Source organism: Nonomuraea guangzhouensis, assembly GCF_019396345.1.
In the GTDB taxonomy this organism is placed as follows: domain Bacteria; phylum Actinomycetota; class Actinomycetes; order Streptosporangiales; family Streptosporangiaceae; genus Nonomuraea; species Nonomuraea guangzhouensis.
This window is the reverse complement of the sequence record NZ_JAHKRM010000068.1, coordinates 1-17593: the sequence shown is the minus strand read 5'-3', so window position 1 is coordinate 17593 and position 17593 is coordinate 1. Positions and strand designations below refer to the sequence as shown.

The window sequence follows — 17593 nt, the reverse complement described above, 5'->3', positions numbered from 1 at the left end:
TCCAGACTACAGTTCACCGTATGAGGGCACGCAAGGACTATTCCGGAGAATTCGATCCGGGCTTCCGCTACGAGGACCTGTCGAAGGAGGCGCTGGTCCGTCTCGTCCGGGAGTACGCCTTGATCGTCCATCTGCTCGACCGCTCGACGCTGATCGCGGTCGGCATGCGGTACGGGCAGCGGGTCGTCGAGGAGATCGCCATCCAGGAGTGGCAGGGCGCGAGCCCGATCTACACCGAGCGCATCCGCGAGATCATGCGGATCGAGGGCGACGGGGTGTCGGCCATCTTCAAGTGCCTGCAGCTCGACCCCGGCTTCGCGCAGCACTACATGGACGTCGAGTACGAGCTCGTCTCGGAGACCCACGGGTTCTTCCAGCTCCGCACCTGCGGGGCGCTGCTGGACGTGGAGCCGTTCGGCGAGCGCGCGATCCGCGGCATGTGCCATCACATCGAGGACGGCACCTTCGACTGGACCGCGCAGGCGGTGAACCCGCGCGCCCGGATCCGCCCGGTGCACCGGCCGCCGCGCGTCCCCGGTGACCGCGTCCCGCACTGCCGGTGGGAGGTCATCATCGACGACGAGACCGAGCCCGTGGGGGAGGCCGAGATCACCAGGATGACGCGCGGCACCACGGCGGCCGGATTCCGCTTCCCGCCCATGAAGGACGGGACGCCGCACATTCCCGCCTGACGCGGACACCGCACGAGCGCGCCTGACGCGGACGTGGCCCGCGCGGCGTCCACATCACCAGATGGAGGCCGGGGCCTGGCCGCGCCGGTAGTAGCCGGGGATCGCGGCGCCGGAGGCGGCCCGGTCCAGGCGGCGCTTCATCCCGTCCGACAGCACCCCCGCCTTCATCATCTCGACGAACACCGACGTCACGTTCCCCAGGTCGAACCAGTCCCGCTGCCACGACCACCGGAAGCCGCCCGCGTACCTGAACCGGCTGCCGCCGATCCCCGCCACCTCGTACGGCGTGCCGTCCGGCCGGCGGGCGTCGGCGACCTGCTTCCAGAAGCCGACCACCTCGCCGCCACGGTCGTCGATGAGGATGCTCTGGTACGGGTAGGACCAGCCGTCCAGCCCGCCCATCTCCGACCCGAGGGCCAGGTCGCGGATCTCGTCGCGGCCGACGGCCATGAAGTCCTGGTCCGGGCCGACGTTCCAGCCGTAGGTCGCGTCCTCGGTGTACAGCTCGGCCAGCGGGCGCCAGTCGCCGAGCTCCTCGCACCGGCGGTTGGCCGCCAGCCACCGGCGGACCATCTCTTCGAGCTCGTCACGGGGGAAGGCCGGCATGTCGTCACTCCTTCGACGTCGACAGCGCCCGGGTGGGGCAGTAACGGATGGCCGCCTCGACCTGCTCGCGCATCGACTCGGGCGGTGACGGGTCGAGCACGCGGACCTTCCCCTTGCGCGGCACCTCGAAGACCTCGGGCGCCTCCAGCTCGCACATCGCGTGCCCCTGGCACAGGTCCAGATCGGCGACGACTCTCACCGCCGCCTCCGCCGGTACCGCACCACGCAGGGCCGGGCGAGCTGGACCACCATCTTGGAATGGTCGTTGCGATAGGAGCCGGACTCCTGGGCGAGGGCGAACTCCCAGCCGCGCAGCAGCACCGAGAAGATCGCCTTGAGCTGGATCATCGCGAAGTTGGCCCCGACACAGCGGTGTCTGCCCGCCCCGAACGGCACCCACGTCCACCGGTTGACCAGATCCTCCTCGCGCGGCTTGGCATAGCGGGCCGGGTCGAAGGCGTCCGGCCGGGGGAAGTCGGCGGCGATCCGGTTGGAGACGACCAGACTGCAGCCGACCATCGTCCCCTCTGGGATCCGGTGGCCGAGCACCTCCTGCTCGGACTTGGCCACCCGCAGCAGCAGGATGAGCGGCGGGTGCAGCCGCAGCGCCTCCTTCACCGCCGATTCGAGCAGCGGGATCTCCCGCAGCGCCTGGAAGCTGACCTCCGACCCGTCGGCGTACAGCCCGTCGAGCTCCGCGACCACCTCCCGCAGCACGCCGGGGTGGCGCAGCAGCTCGATCAGCGTCCAGGCCGCGGTGCCCGAGGTGGTGTGGTGCCCGGCGAACATCATCGAGATGAACATCCCGGTGATCTGGTCCGCCGAGAACCTGCCCAGCGACATCAGCACGTCGAGCAGGTCCCGGTCCTCGCCCGGCGGACCCGAGCGGGCGGCCATGATGCCCTCGACCAGCGTGACGAGCTGGGCACGGGCCGCGTCCCGGCGGCGGAAGCTGTCGATGTCGGCGTACGGGTCGACGTAGGCCAGCGCGTCGGTGCCCTGCTCCAGGTCGTGGTACAGCTCAGCGAAGCGCCGGTCGAGCTGCTCGCGGAACCGCTTGCCGATCAGGCACGCCGAGGAGGTGTAGATGGTCAGCTCGGCGAACCAGTCGAGCAGATCGATCTCCCCCTCCTCCTCCCACGACGCGACCATCCGCTCCACCTCGGCGGCGATCGTGGCGGCGTGCCCCTTGAGGAAGGAGCCCTTCAGCGCCTGGTTGTGCAGCGCCTCGCGGCGCTGCTCGGGCGTGGCGTCGAAGACGACACCCTCCCCGAAGATCGGCGTCATGAACGGGTACGCCTCTGCCTGGTCGAGCTCCTCGTCCGGGGCGCGGAAGAAGAACTCGTTGGCCTCGGCGCCCGACAGCAGCACCACCGGCCGCCCGCCCAGCCGGAACTCGCCGACCGCGCCGCACTCCTCACGCACCCGCCGCATCAGCGCGATCGGGTCGGTACGCAGCTCCTCCAGATGGTCGGGACCACCGGAGACGAGCTTCGGCTCTCTCATCGCACCTTCGCCTCCGGCTGGACCTCGACGAGTGTCAGGTGGGTGCCGCGGGGCGCCTCGACGACGACGGCGATCGCGGCGGCGACGTCCTCCGGCCGCAGGAAGTACGGATGGCGGGCCAGTCCCCACTTGACCCATTCCTCCAGGACCTCGCCGGTGGTCTCGGCGTCCCAGCCCATGCCCATGCCGGTCATCGTCGGGCCGGGCCGGACGATCGAGGCGCGTACCCCGGTGCCCTCCAGCTCCATCTGCAGCACCCTGGCCATGCCTTCGATGCCGTTCTTGGCCGCCACGTAGGCGCCCATCCGGGTGCGCGGTGCGCGTACGACATCGGAGGAGACGAGCACGACGTCACCGCGCCCGCGCTCGACCATGCCGGGCACGACCTGCGAGACCAGGCGGTGCGCGCCGACCAGGTGCACCCCGACCTGGGCGGCGAAGCCCGCGGAGTCCAGCTCGTGGATGCGTTCCGCGCTCAGGTCGCCGGCCCCGCAGACCACGATCTCGGGAGCGCCGAGCGCGTCGGCCGCGGCCGAGACGAAGTGCTGGACCGACTCGGAATCGGCCACGTCCAGGGCGTGGGCGAACGTCTCCGCGCCGTCCTTCTTGAGGGCATCGGCGAGTTCGTGGCATTTGTCGGCCCGGCGGGCGCCGAGGGCGACGGGGTGGCCCTTGGCGGCGAGCAGGGTGGCGGTGGCGGCGCCGATCCCGGAGGAGGCTCCGGTGACCAGCGCGGGGCGGCGTAACGGGTGCGGTTCGAAGCGCGGCATGGGCGGCTCCATCGCTAGGCGGCGGAAACGGAGATGGGCAGTGCGGCGAAGCCGCGGACGTTGACCGAGTGCACGCGCGCCGCGCCGCCCTCGTCCACGTCGTAGTGGCGGACCCGCCTGACGAACTCGGTCAGCGCGATGCGGGCCTCCAGCCTGGCCAGGTTCGCGCCCAGGCAGAAGTGCCTGCCCCCGCCGAAGCTGATGAGCTGGGAGGTGTCGCGGTCCAGGTCGTAGCGGTCCGGATCGTCGAACACGCGGGGATCCCGGTTGGCCGCGCCGACGAGCAGCAGCAGGCGGTCCCCGGCGGGCACGGTCGTGCCGTACAACTCGGTGTCCGTGGCGACCGTGCGGGCCAGGATCTGGCTGGAGGCGTCGAAGCGCAGCGTCTCCTCCACCCAGTCGGTGACCCGGCCCGGGTCCCGCATGGGCTTGGCCAGCTCGGCGGGATGGCGCCAGCCCCAGTACAGCGCGTTGGCCAGCAGTTTGGTGGTCGTCTCGTTGCCCGCCACCACCATCAGGAACAGGAACGCCACCACCTCCTCCTCCGTCAGCCGGTCGCCGCCCTCCTCGGCGGCCAGCAGTGCGGAGGTGAGATCGCTCCCCGGCCTCGCCTGCCGATCGGTGACCAGGTCCTGGTAGTAGCCGATGAGCGTCAGCGCCGCCTCCATCCCGGCGACCGGGACGTCGAACAGCCCGTCCTCACGGTGCATGACCAGGTCGGCCAGGCGCCGCAGTTCGTCCCGGTCGGCCTCGGGGACGCCCATCAGCTCGCAGACGACGTCCATCGGCAGCCGGCCCGCGAAGTCGGCGACGAAGTCGAAGTCGCCACGCGCCACGGTGGGCGCGAGATGGCGTTCAGTCAGGCGCAGGATGCCGCCTTCGAGCTCGCGTACCCGGCGCGGGGTGAAGCCCTTGGCGACCAGGGAACGCATCCGGGTGTGCGAGGGCGGGTCCAGGGCCAGGAAGGACATCGTCCGGTGCGCGGCCGGCCCCCACGCGCTGGGGTCCAGGGAGACGCCGTTGGCGTTGGAGAAACGCTGGTGGTCGCGGAACGCGCCGGCCACGTCGGCGTGCCGGGAGACGGCCCAGAAATCCAGGTCGTCGCTGCGGTAGAGCGGGGCCTCCTCGCGGAGGCGGGCGTAGATCGGGTACGGGTCTTCGTGGACGGCGTAGTCGTAGGGGCTGTATAAGAGCGGGTCCACGGGCTACCTCACGATCAGCTCGGCGACTTCGGCCAGGCGGTCGGCGGTCTCGGTGTAGGAGATGTAGCCCATCCCGGCCTGGACCAGCGCGCCCGCGTAGGCGATCTCCAGGGCGTCGAGGACCTTGCGATCGGCGGCCGGGCCGAGCGCGGTGCGCAGCCGCCGGCGGATGCTCAGCCCGATGCGCAGCCGCAGCTCCTGGACGTCGGGGTCGGTGCCGAGCATGGCGGTGGTGCACGCGGCGGCCAGGCGCGGCTCGTCGGCGACCAGCAGGGCGATCTCGCGGAGCGCCGTGATCACCTGGCCGGCCTCGCCGGTCGCCTCGATCGGCGGCAGGGCGCTCAGCCGGCGCCAGAACACCTCGGTGACCAGGTGGTTCTTGGAGGAGAAGTAGGTGTAGGCGGTCGCCGGGGCGACGCCCGCCCGGCGGGCCACGTTGCGGACGGTCAGCCCCTCGAAGCCGCTCTCGCGCACCTCTTCGACCGCCGCGTCGGTCAGCCGCCGCACGGTGTCGGCCTGCCGCCGGTTCAGCCGCCGCCGGGTGGACTCTGTCACGACATCGCTGGACACATGTCCAGACGATAGTTCAGTGCCTGCCCTCCGGCAAGGCGGTAGATATCCAGGTTTGGGATGGCATGGAAGGATAGGCGGCGTGCGCCGCGCCCTGGCCGTGTCAGCCGTCACGCTGTTAGCCGTCACGCTCACCGCATGCTCGGCCGCCCAGCCCCCGGTCCCGTCCGCGGGTTCGCCGGAGTCCCCCGCGGGTTCGCCCGGGTCCTCCGCGGGCTCGCCCGAGCCCGCCGTGAGCGCGGACAGTGCCGCGCCGACCCCCGGCAAGCTGCGCTTCACCAAGCTCACCGAGCTGGCCAAGCCCGTGGCGTTCGCGGTACGGAAGGGCGACCGGCGGCTGTACGTCGCCGAGCAGGGCGGCAGGCTGAAGACCCTCGACGGCGACACGATCGTGAACCTGTCGGGCGAGGTCAGCGCCGGCAACGAGCAGGGCCTGCTCGGCGTGGCCTTCCACCCGTCGGGCCGCTGGCTCTACCTCGACTGGACCGACGCGAGCGGCGACACGCACGTGACCGAGTGGGCGTACGACGGGGAGAAGGCCACCCGCAGGCGTGACGTGCTGACCCAGGACCAGCCCTACGCCAACCACAACGGCGGGCAACTGGCCTTCGGCCCCGACGGCCACCTCTACATCGCGCTGGGTGACGGCGGCAGCGGCGGCGACCCGCATCGCAACGGCCAGAACCTCGGGACGCTGCTCGGCAAGATCCTGCGCATCGACCCGCGCGGCACGCCGTACAAGATCCCCGACGACAACCCGTTCGTCGGCAAGGAGGGCGCGCGGACCGAGATCTGGGCGTACGGCCTGCGCAACCCCTGGCGGTTCGGCTTCGACCGCGACAACGGCGACCTCTGGATCGGCGACGTCGGGCAGGACCGGTGGGAGGAGGTCGACTACCAGCCGGCCGGATCCGAGGGCGGCGAGAACTACGGCTGGAACCTCCGCGAAGGCGACCAGCCCTTCAGAGGCGGCAAGGGCCGCGAGCTCACTGACCCGGTGATCACCTATCCGCTCCACCAGGGCGGCAACTGCTCGGTGATCGCCGGCTATGTCTACCGAGGGAGCAAGATCCCCTGGCTGCAGGGCCGGTTCCTGTACGGCGACTTCTGCGCGGGGTGGGTCAAGGCCGCACCCGTCGACGAACTGGACAAGGACGCCGAGGTCGGGCGGGTCGAGCAGCTCTCGTCGTTCGGCGAGGGGCTCGACGGGGAGTTGTACGCGCTCAGCCTCGAAGGCCCCGTCTACCGGATCGATCCCGCCTGACGTCTTCGATCAGGCCCTCGACCTGGTTGTTCAGCCGCGACCCGCGAGTCCAGCCCGCGTAGTGGGTGAGGAAGACCACGAGCTCGCGCAGCTCACTCTCATCCAGTTCGCCCGCGCGCAGCGCGGTGTCGAGGTGGACCTCCACCTGGTCGTCGATGCCCTGCCCGACGAGCAGGCCGAGCAGGAGCAGGCGGCGCTCCTTGTCCGAGAGGGCACCGCGCGACCAGATGTCGGCGAACATCCGCTCCGCCATCATGCCGAAGCTGTCCACAGTCTCCATGGCCGGTTCTGTCATTGTCCGCTCCGGGTAGCAGGGATCCTTCTATCTTTCGCTACTTTGCCGGTTGAACCAATGGGGGGACGCCAACGTTGTGGGGGCATCCGCACAAGATCCGACGCCTGATCTGTGCGGATCTGTAACAAATGAAGCCAATGCCCGGCCAAGATTTGGTCAAGATTTATGACCTCGCACTCGGCCTCATTTCACATGAAAACGGGCAGAACAACTCCGTTGGTCCGTAAAGCGGAGGTAAGCCCAGGTGAAAACAACACGGGCTTGGATCGTGCTCTTGGCCGCGATCTTCATGCTGTCAGCGTGCGGACAGCCTGATTTCACCTACGTACGCGACAGGGAAGGCACCACCTACTTCAAGGTGCCCTCCTCCTTCAGCCAGCTCAACACCGAAGCGATCGAGCTCTATCTGACCGGCGACCACCCGAACTCGGAGGCGGCCCGGCTGCGGCGCCAGGAGGTCTGGTCCACGGCCTTCGACCAGTCGGCGCAGCCGTCCGTCGAGCACCTGCTCAGCTCGACGGATCCGTTCGTCTACGCCACCGTGCACAAGCTCACGGACGAGCAACGGAACGCGATCTCGCTGGACCGGCTCCGCGACTTCATCCTGCCGGTGACCGGGCAGGTCCGCACGCTCTACGCGGCCAATGCGGCCCAGGCGGGGCGGCAGCCGCTGTTCAAGGGGTTCGAGCTGATCAGCGATCAGATCCTCCAGCTCGACCGCGGCGCCAGGGGAGTGCGGGTCCGCTTCAACTACCAGATCGGCGCCGACGTCCAGACCTTCGACCACACCGCCATCCTCGACGAGCAGGGAGCCACGGTCTCCGTGATGCTCATCGGTTGCCAGTCCATCTGCTTCAGAGCGCGCGCGGCTGAGTTCGACAAGATCGAGCAGACCTTCAAGCTGCTCCGGCTGCCCGGATGAAGGAGCACCATTGACCACCACCACGCATCACAGCGGGCTGCGCGCGCCCGGCAGCGGCCCGGCTGATCCCGAAGCCGAGACCAGGAAGAAGATGCCGTTCTGGGCCCGGAGCAGGTTCCTCATCGGGCTGGTCCTCGCCTTCTTCATCCTCACCTGGAAGGTGATGGCCGACTTCGAGGGCATCGTGTCCTTCGGCGAGGCCATACGGGCCATCGCGTACTCCTACCAGTGGATCTTCTGGCTGCTGGGCGTCGAGGCCCTGCGGCAGCTGCACTTCTTCGTCAGCGAGCGGTGGTCGGCCTACCACCGCTTCTGGAGCCGGCGCGTCTTCGGCGGGTTCGAGCGGTGGACTCACCAGCGGTTCGACGACTGGACCAGATACCGCTTCGCCCTCGCCGCCAAGATCATCTTCTGGGTGGTGCTGATCGCGCTGGTGCTCGGCGCGGTGCTCGACACCAGCCCGCTGCTCGCCCTGTTCAGCGCGCCCGCGCTGATCTGGAAGGCGATGCCGTTCCTGGTCCAGATCGTGTTCCTGTTCTTCGTGGTCATCATCCAGTTCGTCGGCCTGTTCTGGTTCCTGTCCCGAGGCGGCGTGGAGACGTACTTCCCGGACGACATCAAGACCCGCTTCTCCGACGTCTGGGGACAGGACCACGTGGTCGAACGGGTCCAGGAGAACATCGTCTTCCTCGAACGGCCCGACGAGATCGAGAATCGCGGCGGGTACGTGCCCAGCGGCCTGCTGCTGTGGGGGCCGCCGGGCACCGGCAAGACGCTGATGGCCGAGGCGGTGGCCGGCGAGACCGGCAAGCCGTACGTGTTCGTCGACCCCGGCGCGTTCACGAACATGTTCATGGGCATCGGCATCCTCAAGGTCAAGACGCTCTTCAGGAAGCTGCGCAAGCTCGCGCTCAGGTACGGCGGGGTGATCGTCTTCTTCGACGAGGCCGACTCGCTCGGCAAGCGCGGCCGGCTGGCCCAGCAGGGCCCGCCGGGGCAGGGCGGCGGCTTCTCCGGCTGTCATGGGGCCAACTACCTGTCCGAGGAGAGCCGCTCGGTGCTCGCCTTCCGTGCCAGGCGGGAGGTGGAGGAGCCGGAGACCCGCAACCGCTTCATCATGGGCGGCGGCGGAATGAGCAGCGGCGACCCCGGCACCCTGCAGGCCCTGCTCACCGAACTGTCCGGGCTCAAGAAGCCGCGCGGGTTCTTCAACCGCCTGATCAGGCGGCTGCTCGGGATGCGGCCCAAGCCGCCGCCCAAGTTCCGCATCCTTGTCATGATGGCCACCAACCGGCCCGACGCGCTCGACGAGGCGTTGCTGCGGCCCGGCCGCATCGACCGCATCTACAAGGTCGGCTACCCCTCCAAAGCCGGACGGGTTCGTACGTACCAGGGCTATTTCGACAAGGTCGACCACGAGCTGACCGCGCAGCAGATCGACAAGCTCGCCACCATCACCCCCTACGCGACGGGCGCCACGATCAAGGACCTGGTCAACGAGTCGCTGATCACCGCCATCCGCGACGGCCGCGAGGTCATCTCCTGGTCCGACGTGCTGCGGGCCAAGCGGCTCAAGCAGCTCGGCCCGCCCGAGGACGTCGAGTACATCGAGCGGGAACGGCACGCGGTGGCCGTGCACGAGGCGTGCCACGCCGTGGTGGCCTACGTGACCCGTTTCCACCTGGAGATCGACATCGCCACGATCGAGAAGGGCGCCGACTACCTCGGCATGGTCGCCTCGATCAAGCCCGAGGACCAGTTCACCCGGTGGAAGTCCGAGTACGAGGCCGACATCATGGTCTCGCTCGCCTCCCTGGCCGGGGAGCGGATGTTCTTCAGCGAGGACAACTCCTCCGGCGTCTCCGGTGACCTGCACTCGGCGACGTACCTGACTGCGCTCATGGAGTCGTACTGGGGGATGGGCTCGGGCGTCACCTCACTGCCCGCGCTGCAGGAGCTGGAGATCCACGGCGGCAAGGCGATGCCGCGGCGCGGCGGCGGTGGCCCCATCGGCATCACCGAGCGAGAGCCGAGCCGGGGCCAGCCCGAGCTGGCGCCCGACGTGCTGGGGGAGCGGATCGAGTTCAACCTGGTCCGGCTGCTGGAGAAGACCGAGCGGCTGCTGGAGGAGCATCGCAGGGACGTGCTCTGCCTCGCGCACGCGCTGGAGACGCACAAGACGCTCAACGGCGACGACGTGGTGGCGATCATCGAACGGGCGACCGGGTCGCTGATCGACGGGACGATCTACTCTTCCGACGAGCTGTACCAGGAGCTGGAGGAGTACCACCGCGACGCGGCCAGGGCGCACAAGGAGCACAGCCGGATCGAGCGCGACCTGCCTGGCCAGGTGGAGGAGGAGCCCGCTGACCAGCCCTACGGGCAGGCCGCGAGCCGGCCGAACGGGCAGCCGATCGCCCAGCCCATTGGCCAGGCAGGTCAGCCCGGCGGTTGGCCCGCGGGGCCGGTTTTCCAGCCTGCGGTCCCCGAACCGGTCGTGGTGAGCGCCGAGGTCGTCGCCGGGCCCAGCGCGGTGGTCGCCGAGCCGGGCCGGCCCGAGTTCGTACCGTGGGCGCCCGATCCCACGCCCGTGTTCGCGCCACCGCCCCTCGCGGCAGAACCGCCGCCACCCCGGCGGCGGACGTGGATGGTCGTCGCCAGTCTGCTCGCGCTCGTCGTCCTCGCGCTCATCACCGGGCTGGCCCTGACGGGCGCGACCCCGGTCGTCGGGCTGGCCTCGCCCGGGCTGCTGCTGGCGCTGTTCGTGGTCGTGGTGGCGGTGATCGTGGGCGCCGGCCTGGCGCTCATCGCCATCAAGGCCGTACGAACGGCGCAGACCAAGGCGGAACACGAACGTGACCAGGCCCACGCCAGGGCGCAACTCCTGGCCGCCGCGATGGACCCCGACACGGCCATGCGACTGCTCGGCTACGACGGCAGAGGGACGGACGGGAGGACCTAGATACGGACGTCGAGCCGGCCGATCGGCTCGACCAGCTCCTCCTCTTCATAGGCGAAGTGCGAGGACAGGACGGCGGACAGCCGATCGGCCTCGGCCCGTACCTGGTCGAGGCCGGTGCCGCCGGCCACCAGCGCCACGCAGGCCTCGTCGAGCCGGGTCAGCAGCGCGGCGATGACCTCGTGCTCCTCCTTGAGCTTGTCGATCACCGGCTCCAGCGAGTCGTCCCGCTTGAGTATCGCCGGGAACATGGCCTCGTCCTCGATCGTGTGGTGCACGGTCACCAACCGGCAGAACGTCGCGCAGAACGCGCCCAGCGTCCAGTAGTTCTGCCGCATGCTCAGCCGATTGATCATCGACCGCAGCGCGGCGGCGTCGAGGGCGCCCGCGGCGACCTGGTCGAGCGCGTCCAGCACCTGCCGCATCTCCTGGCGGTAGCCGTCGTGCACGTCGACCAGATGCCGGCCGAGCTGCCGCTGCGCCGGCGTGAGCGCCTCCGGGTCGTGCTTGTGCCCGCGCGGCCTGCGGTCCTCTTCGAGGTCAAAGATCACTAAAGCCCCCTTTGTAACAAATGATCGCATGACTGGGGAATCGCCCGGTCATCCCCGGGTTGATTAACACGACGTTCACATTCGGGCAAAAAGCGGGAAACGGTCAGCCGGAAGACTCGGCGTGGCTGTGAGACATCCTGAAAGGACCGACGTGAGCTACAAGGCTGAGTACATCTGGATCGACGGCACCGAGCCCACCGCACTCCTGCGCTCGAAGACGAAGATCCTCGCTGACGGAGCCGAGCCGTCGGTCTGGGGCTTCGACGGCTCCAGCACGAACCAGGCGGAGGGTCACTCGTCGGACCGCGTGCTCCGTCCGGTCTTCACCTGTCCCGACCCGATTCGCGGCGGCACCAGCGTGCTGGTCCTGTGCGAGGTCGAGGAGATCGACGGCGCTCCGCACAAGAGCAACACCCGCGCCCTGCTGCGCCCGATCGCCGAGCAGTTCGCCGACCAGGAGTCGTGGTTCGGCATCGAGCAGGAGTACACCTTCTTCAAGGGCAGCCGCCCGCTGGGCTTCCCCGAGGGCGGCTTCCCCGCTCCGCAGGGCCCCTACTACTGCGGTGTCGGCGCCGACGCCATCTTCGGCCGCGAGATCGTCGAGCTCCACCTCGACCGCTGCCTCGCCGCCGGCCTCGCGATCTCCGGCATCAACGCCGAGGTCATGCCGGGTCAGTGGGAGTTCCAGGTAGGCCCGGCCAGTCCGCTGGACGTCTCCGACCACATGTGGATCGCCCGCTGGCTGCTCTACCGCACGGCCGAGGAGTTCGGCGTGGAGGCCACGCTCGACGCCAAGCCTGCCCGCGGCGACTGGAACGGCGCCGGCGCGCACACCAACTTCTCCACCAAGGCCATGCGCGAGGGCTACGAGCCCATCATCACCGCCTGTGAGGCCCTCGGCCAGGACGACAAGCCGATGGAGCACATCACCCAGTACGGCGTGGGCATCGAGAGCCGCCTGACCGGCGCCCACGAGACCGCCCCGTGGAACAAGTACAGCTACGGCGTCTCCAACCGCGGCGCCTCCGTACGCATCCCGTGGCAGGTCGAGGTGGACCAGAAGGGCTACATCGAGGACCGCCGCCCCAACGCCAACGTCGACCCGTACGTGGTCACCCGCCTGCTGGTGAACACCTGCTGCTCGGCCCTGGAGAAGGCCGGCCAGGTCTGACCCCAGGTCGTGAAGTGACCCCTGTTGTGAAGTGAGACGGAGGAACGCGGGCACCCCCGATCAGGGCCCGCGTTCCTCCGTTTCTCATGCCAGGCGGGACTGGTAGACCCTGCGGGCCTCCTGCATGACCGCCAGGTAGTCGGCACTCACCCGGTCCTTGACGAGATCTTCCAGCAGTTCCAGCCAGCGCAGGCAGAAGGTCACGTCCTCCTCCCTGGCCACCCGCCGGCTCTGGACGTCCAGATAGACCGGGCTCGTGTGCGCCCGTACCTGCCCGCCGCCCTCGGCGATCGCCACCACGTAGGTCGGCCAGATCACCGTCAGCTCCGCCGTCACCTCGCCGGGCGGCCCTGAGGCCAGCTCGCCGTCGGCGGTCAGCAGCCGTACGTTCTCCACCAGCGGCCCGATCACCCGCCCGGCGACCCGCACCCTGCTGCCGGGCGTCAGGTCGAGCGTGGCGCCGGGGCCCTGGCCCTCGACCGACAGCTCCAGGAACGGTCCAGTCGTGGCGAACGTACGGCCGTGCCGTACCGCGTCGGCGTAGGACTCGGCGGTCAGCCGCCCGTCCACGTGCGCGTACGTGCGTTCGCGCCCGATCGGCCCGAGCCGCTGGGCCGTACCGGCGACGGCGGCGACGCGGTTGCCCGCGCCGATCAGCCTGCGGTAGGCGCGGTCCGAGCCGATCGCCGAACAGAAGCTGTCGACCAGGCCGAGCGCCGCGTCGACCACCGACAACCGGGCGTCGTACTCCGGATCGCCCGCGCCGATGAGCTGCTCGGGCGTCTCGACCGGGCCGTGGAAGGCGTTGGCGTAGCCGATGAGCGCGCCGCGCTCGCGCAGCTTACGCACCGTGTCGTGGCACCTTTCGGGGCCGAGCGCGTGGTGGGCGAGGTCCACCCTGGCCACGTGCGTCTCGTCCGACCAGGGCAGATCGCGGCCCGACCAGTGCTCGACGGCCTCCTTGTCCTGCTCGTCGCCCGGCAGCAGGTTGATCACGTGCAGGTCCTCGCCGTGCTGGGAGTCGGCCACCCACCGGGACGGCCGGTTGAGGTGGACGTGCAGGTCACCGCCGTACCAGCCGCGGGCCGCCGCGTCGTAGATACGCTGCGGCGCCAGCTCGACCAGCGTCTCGCCGTCGCCGGGCACGAGCGTGGTCTCCGCCGAGCCGTACTCCATGCCCCTGGCCGCCCTGATCGTCAGCGGCTCGCGCGGGACGTCGAGCACCAGGTCGTCACCGTGGAAGTACGGCAGGCCGTCGAAGTCGCGCGCCGGCGGGGTGTCGTGCGGGAACCAACCCTTGCCGTTGGCGCTCCATACGCTCCAGCGGCAGGGGAAGCCTGCCCGCAGCCGGAGTGTCCGCTGGGTCATTAACGGTGTCGGATCGTCACTCATCGGCTTCTCCCTGTAATCGAAGGCGCCGATATCGTGACACGACCATCACTCGCCGGGAAGCCCGCGCTTCCCGGCAGAGTGGCTTTCTTCCTCCAAGGTAGAAGGATCTAGAGCCGGAAACTCATATCCGGTGCGATGTCCACGACGTCCATCTGGGCTTTCTGCAGGTGGCCGGAGTGGTCCCAGTTCATCGCCTGCCAGCGGGTGAACTGGTCGAGCACCCAGATACCGGACTGACGGCTGCCGTTGCCGGACTTGCCGTTGCCGCCGAAGGGCAGGTGCGCCTCGGCGCCGGAGGTGGAGTTGTTGACGCTGACCATGCCGGCGGAGATCCCCTCACGGAACTTCCACGCGTGCCTGGCGTCGGTGGTGTAGATCGAGCTGGACAGGCCGTAGCCGGGCAGGTTGGCCAGCTCGATGGCCTCGTCGAGGGTCTCGAACGTCGTCACGCCCACGATGGGCCCGAACGTCTCCTCCAGGAACAGCTGGTCGGTGGGCTTGACGCCGTCGACCACGACGGGGTGGTAGTAGAGGCCGCCGTCGCCGGTGAAGTCGCGGCGCGGGCTTTCGTTGGCGATTTTTCCGACATTTCCGGACACGACCCGGTGGTGGGGCTGGATCCAGGTCAGGTACTCCTCGTACCGATCCGCGAACTTCTGGTCGAGCAGCGGGCCCGCCAGCACGTCCTGCTCCGGGTCGCCGATCTCGGCGTTCTGTACGGCCTGGGCGAACCGCTCGACGAACTCGTCGTGCACGCTCTCATGCACGATGACCGTGCCCAGGCTGGTGCAGCGCTGACCGGCCGTACCGAACCCGGAGAACAACGCCCCCTCGACGGCCAGATCGAGATCGGCGTCCGGCATGATCACCATCGGGTTCTTCCCGCCCAGCTCCAGGCAGGCCGCCTGCAGATGCCGCCCGGTGAGCTCCCCGATCTTCCTGCCCACCTCGCTGGACCCGGTGAACCCGACCTTGTGCACCGTGCCCTCCTCCAGCGCCAGCTCCAGCCCCCGGAAGGTCTGGACGCCGTCGGCGAACACGATGTTCAGCACCCCGTCGGGCAGCCCCGCGGCGGCGAACAGCTGGTACATCGCATGCGCGGACGCCGCCGCGTACTCGGCCGGCTTCCACACCACGGCATTGCCGCAGAGCAGCGCCGGAACCAGATACCAGGACGGCACCGCGACCGGGAAGTTGCCAGCAGTGATCACCGCCGCCACCCCGACCGGGTTGCGGAACGTGAACAGCTTCTTGTCCGGCATCTCCGACGGCACGGTCTGCCCGTACAGGCGGCGGCCTTCGCCGAGGAAGAAGTCACACGTGTCAACGATCTCCCGCACCTCGCCCAGGGCCTCGGCGTACGGCTTGCCGATCTCCTGGGTGACGAGGTGCGCCAGGGCCTCGGCATTGGCCTCGACCAGCCGCCCGATCGACGCGATCACCCGCCCTCTGACCGGGGCCGGCACCTTGGCCCACTCCCGCTGAGCCTCCTTGGCGGTGCGGCAGGCGTCGGCGAAGGCCTGGGCATCAGCCAGGCCGACGCGGGCGACGACCTCGGTGATGCGCGCGGGGTTGGTCGATTCGTAGGTGTCGGTGCCGGCGGCATCCTTACCACCCACAACGGAGACGATCTGACGGGTCACCGGTGCCCTCCTCATTCGGTCCTCAACACAGCCAATCATCCCCTAGCCACACCCTTCACCACGCTCAGCCCCACAACCGTGGTCTTCGCTGCGCTCAGGCAGTTTTCCCGCTTACAGGCATGGTCTTCGCTGCGCTCAGGCTGTGTCTATTGGGGCTCCGCCCCAAACCCCGGCGAGGGGCCCCGGCCCCTCGCGCTCCCCGGGGGTTGACCGTCTAGCACCAGGCAGGGCTGAAGCCGTGTCTCAGACTTTTCAACCGGCAAGCCAAGTCGCTGAGCCGTCGTAGCCGACCAGGGCGGATCGGGTAGACACGGGCCAGGCTGGCTGTTCATCGAGCCTGCCCCAGCAGAATGCGCGACCACAGCCGTGCCGCCGCAGGGGCGCGCAACCATTCACTTTGATGTTCGCGCACACCATCGCCTCGGTAGAAGCGCCGGACGAACATCAAGCCGCCTGCCTGGCACAGCTCGTAGACGATCGGTTGACACTCGCAGGTGTGCTCGCGGACGCGTACCCGTGTGGTGCGCTGATCGCACTTCTGCCAAGCTACGCGCTTGTATCCAGCCTGCAGGGCCAGCGGGTGGACACCGTGGTACTCCTCGCCGAGTTGGCTCGGGCTTGCCATGGGATCACGCCGGGTCGCCGGCCGGAACGGCGATCCACTGTTGCTGTTGTAGCTCCTGGACCAGGGCAGCGTCGTCATCGCCACTCACTGTCTGGGCCATTCCGGCATTCAGTTGAGCGTTGCTCAGGGGCATCCCACGTCGTGTGGCGTACCAGCTTCCAGGGCCGTTGTCGGCGGTACTACGCCAGATCACCCAGCTTGGGTATCGGATCGCGAGTTCCTGAACTGTCATGGGATCTGCCCCCGCTCAAGACGAAGTCAACGTCTCAACGAATGTAGCTACATACGAACGTAGCTGCAATAGGAAGCACGTACAGTGCTACGTAGCTTCGGTGTCATGGCCATCGATCCCAGCGCCGACCGCCCGGTCTACAAGCAACTCGCAGACCTGATCCGGGCACGCATCGAACAGGGAGAGCTTCGCCCCGGGCAGAGACTCCCCGCCGAGAGCGACTACGTGGCCGAGTTCGGCATCTCTCGCGACTCCGTCCGTCGCGCCATGGCCGTACTCAGGGGAGAGGGGCTCATCATCACTCAACTCCGCGGCTCACGCGTCCGAGACGCAGGCGAAGCTGCCATCGTCTCCATCACGCAAGGCACCAGCCTCATGGCCCGCATGCCGACCGAACCCGAACGCAAACAACTCGGCATTGCCGAAGGCATCCCCATACTGGTTATCACCACCCCGGACGGGGAAACCCGCCTGCTACCGGCAGACCAGACCATCATCGAGGTCGGCGACCAGGACTAGACAACCGTCCACCGCAGGCATTGAACATCACCGCAGCTCAGCGCATGAGTCGGCGCCGCTCAAGCGCGAATGATGACATTCTCCATGGACTTCAAGCGCCGTCTCCGGTGGCCTGCGTCGCGCGTTATGCGGCCAACTGACCGCGCTGCGGCTCTTCGGCCGGTCGCGGCCGGCGCTGCCCACGCAAGGAGCACCGCACTGGTCGCCCAGGCTCATATCGCCCGCTACTCTGCGATGATCGGCGAGTCATCGATGAGCCCACCTTTCGTTGCCCTTTGCCGAACCGTTGCGTTCTCGGCGGTGATCCCTGAGTTCAGGATCTGACCGTTGCTCTCGGCGACCTGATCGACATCCGCGCCGGTTGCATTGATTGGGCTTGCGGTGATGCGGGCACCAGGACCTGCGGCAACCTGGTTTGTTCGGCTGGCCACGGCATGCTCTTGTTTTCGGGTGCTCTCCATGCGATAGGCGATTACGGCCACGATGACCAGCAGCGCGGCGGCGATCGCAAACACCTGCCAGCTCCATGAGTCAGTGAGCACATTGACGGCTCTTCGAACTTGATCGGGGTTTGAGGTTCCGCGGAGTGCAGAGGGCTTGAGAGAGCTCGTGGCTCTCGGTGATCCTTCTTGTTGTCGAGGCAAGAAGATCACAGCAGAGAAGCCACGAGCATG

18 protein-coding genes are annotated in these 17593 nt (G+C 68.7%); 6 read left to right on the top strand and 12 right to left on the bottom strand.

Going from position 1 to position 17593, the window contains the following annotated elements; genetic code table 11:
- The first annotated feature begins 20 nt into the window (after positions 1 to 20).
- Positions 21 to 692 carry a hypothetical protein gene (locus KME78_RS61930; RefSeq protein WP_219539623.1) on the top strand — a complete coding sequence of 224 codons (672 nt, stop codon included), beginning with the start codon at positions 21 to 23 and terminating at the stop codon, positions 690 to 692.
- Positions 693 to 746: 54 nt separating this feature from the next.
- Here KME78_RS61930 and KME78_RS61925 read toward each other — a convergent pair whose 3' ends face one another.
- Genes KME78_RS61925 through KME78_RS61900 form a run of 6 tightly spaced genes read right to left on the bottom strand, consistent with a single transcriptional unit; the run spans position 747 to position 5346 of the window.
- Complete coding sequence (locus tag KME78_RS61925) at positions 747 to 1298, bottom strand: Cif family virulence factor (RefSeq protein ID WP_219539622.1); 552 nt, start codon at positions 1296 to 1298, stop codon at positions 747 to 749.
- A gap of 4 nt (positions 1299 to 1302) precedes the next feature.
- Entirely contained in the window at positions 1303 to 1497 is a 195-nt protein-coding gene (locus KME78_RS61920) for a ferredoxin (RefSeq protein WP_219539621.1), read from the bottom strand.
- On the bottom strand, positions 1494 to 2804 hold the full coding sequence (locus KME78_RS61915; RefSeq protein WP_219539620.1) for a cytochrome P450: 1311 nt from the start codon (positions 2802 to 2804) through the stop codon (positions 1494 to 1496). The genes KME78_RS61920 and KME78_RS61915 overlap by 4 nt, the downstream gene beginning before the upstream one ends.
- A complete protein-coding gene (locus tag KME78_RS61910) occupies positions 2801 to 3574 on the bottom strand; it encodes an SDR family oxidoreductase (protein ID WP_219539619.1) in 774 nt (257 codons plus the stop codon). Before KME78_RS61910 ends, KME78_RS61915 begins: the two co-directional genes overlap by 4 nt.
- Positions 3575 to 3588: 14 nt before the next feature.
- Positions 3589 to 4776: a cytochrome P450 gene (locus KME78_RS67785; protein ID WP_219539618.1), complete on the bottom strand. Its 1188-nt coding sequence runs from the start codon at positions 4774 to 4776 to the stop codon at positions 3589 to 3591.
- Between the two features lie 3 nt (positions 4777 to 4779).
- Positions 4780 to 5346 carry a TetR/AcrR family transcriptional regulator gene (locus KME78_RS61900; RefSeq protein ID WP_219539617.1) on the bottom strand — a complete coding sequence of 189 codons (567 nt, stop codon included), beginning with the start codon at positions 5344 to 5346 and terminating at the stop codon, positions 4780 to 4782.
- A gap of 82 nt (positions 5347 to 5428) precedes the next feature.
- Here KME78_RS61900 and KME78_RS61895 point away from each other — a divergent pair, with 82 nt between their 5' ends.
- Positions 5429 to 6610, top strand: coding sequence for a PQQ-dependent sugar dehydrogenase (locus KME78_RS61895; protein WP_308127596.1), 1182 nt, complete (start codon positions 5429 to 5431; stop codon positions 6608 to 6610).
- Here the strand turns inward: KME78_RS61895 and KME78_RS61890 are convergent.
- Positions 6570 to 6890 (bottom strand): carboxymuconolactone decarboxylase family protein, encoded by a 321-nt coding sequence (locus KME78_RS61890; RefSeq protein ID WP_246655046.1) that lies wholly within the window; start codon positions 6888 to 6890, stop codon positions 6570 to 6572. The genes KME78_RS61895 and KME78_RS61890 overlap by 41 nt on opposite strands.
- Before the next feature lie 259 nt (positions 6891 to 7149).
- Between KME78_RS61890 and KME78_RS61885 the strand changes: the two genes are divergently transcribed.
- Positions 7150 to 7827 (top strand): LptM family lipoprotein, encoded by a 678-nt coding sequence (locus tag KME78_RS61885; protein ID WP_219539615.1) that lies wholly within the window; start codon positions 7150 to 7152, stop codon positions 7825 to 7827.
- A 10-nt stretch (positions 7828 to 7837) separates the two neighbouring features.
- Positions 7838 to 10789, top strand: coding sequence for an AAA family ATPase (locus tag KME78_RS61880; protein ID WP_219539614.1), 2952 nt, complete (start codon positions 7838 to 7840; stop codon positions 10787 to 10789).
- On the opposite strand, the gene KME78_RS61875 is transcribed toward KME78_RS61880, so the two are convergent.
- Positions 10786 to 11337 carry a hemerythrin domain-containing protein gene (locus tag KME78_RS61875; RefSeq protein WP_219539613.1) on the bottom strand — a complete coding sequence of 184 codons (552 nt, stop codon included), beginning with the start codon at positions 11335 to 11337 and terminating at the stop codon, positions 10786 to 10788. The genes KME78_RS61880 and KME78_RS61875 overlap by 4 nt on opposite strands.
- A gap of 151 nt (positions 11338 to 11488) precedes the next feature.
- On the opposite strand from KME78_RS61875, the gene glnII reads away from it, so the two are divergent.
- Positions 11489 to 12508 (top strand): glutamine synthetase, encoded by a 1020-nt coding sequence (gene glnII, locus KME78_RS61870; RefSeq protein WP_219539612.1) that lies wholly within the window; start codon positions 11489 to 11491, stop codon positions 12506 to 12508.
- A gap of 84 nt (positions 12509 to 12592) precedes the next feature.
- On the opposite strand, the gene KME78_RS61865 is transcribed toward glnII, so the two are convergent.
- From KME78_RS61865 to KME78_RS61855, 3 genes are all read right to left on the bottom strand, one after another.
- A complete protein-coding gene (locus KME78_RS61865) occupies positions 12593 to 13900 on the bottom strand; it encodes a CehA/McbA family metallohydrolase (protein ID WP_219539611.1) in 1308 nt (435 codons plus the stop codon).
- Between the two features lie 107 nt (positions 13901 to 14007).
- Positions 14008 to 15543, bottom strand: coding sequence for an aldehyde dehydrogenase family protein (locus KME78_RS61860; protein ID WP_219539610.1), 1536 nt, complete (start codon positions 15541 to 15543; stop codon positions 14008 to 14010).
- A gap of 328 nt (positions 15544 to 15871) precedes the next feature.
- Positions 15872 to 16246, bottom strand: coding sequence for a hypothetical protein (locus tag KME78_RS61855; RefSeq protein ID WP_246655040.1), 375 nt, complete (start codon positions 16244 to 16246; stop codon positions 15872 to 15874).
- Between the two features lie 259 nt (positions 16247 to 16505).
- Here KME78_RS61855 and KME78_RS61850 point away from each other — a divergent pair, with 259 nt between their 5' ends.
- On the top strand, positions 16506 to 16919 hold the full coding sequence (locus KME78_RS61850; RefSeq protein WP_219539609.1) for a GntR family transcriptional regulator: 414 nt from the start codon (positions 16506 to 16508) through the stop codon (positions 16917 to 16919).
- 224 nt (positions 16920 to 17143) lie between these two features.
- On the opposite strand, the gene KME78_RS61845 is transcribed toward KME78_RS61850, so the two are convergent.
- The coding region (locus KME78_RS61845) for a hypothetical protein (RefSeq protein ID WP_219539608.1) at positions 17144 to 17593 on the bottom strand (450 nt) is incomplete at its 5' end.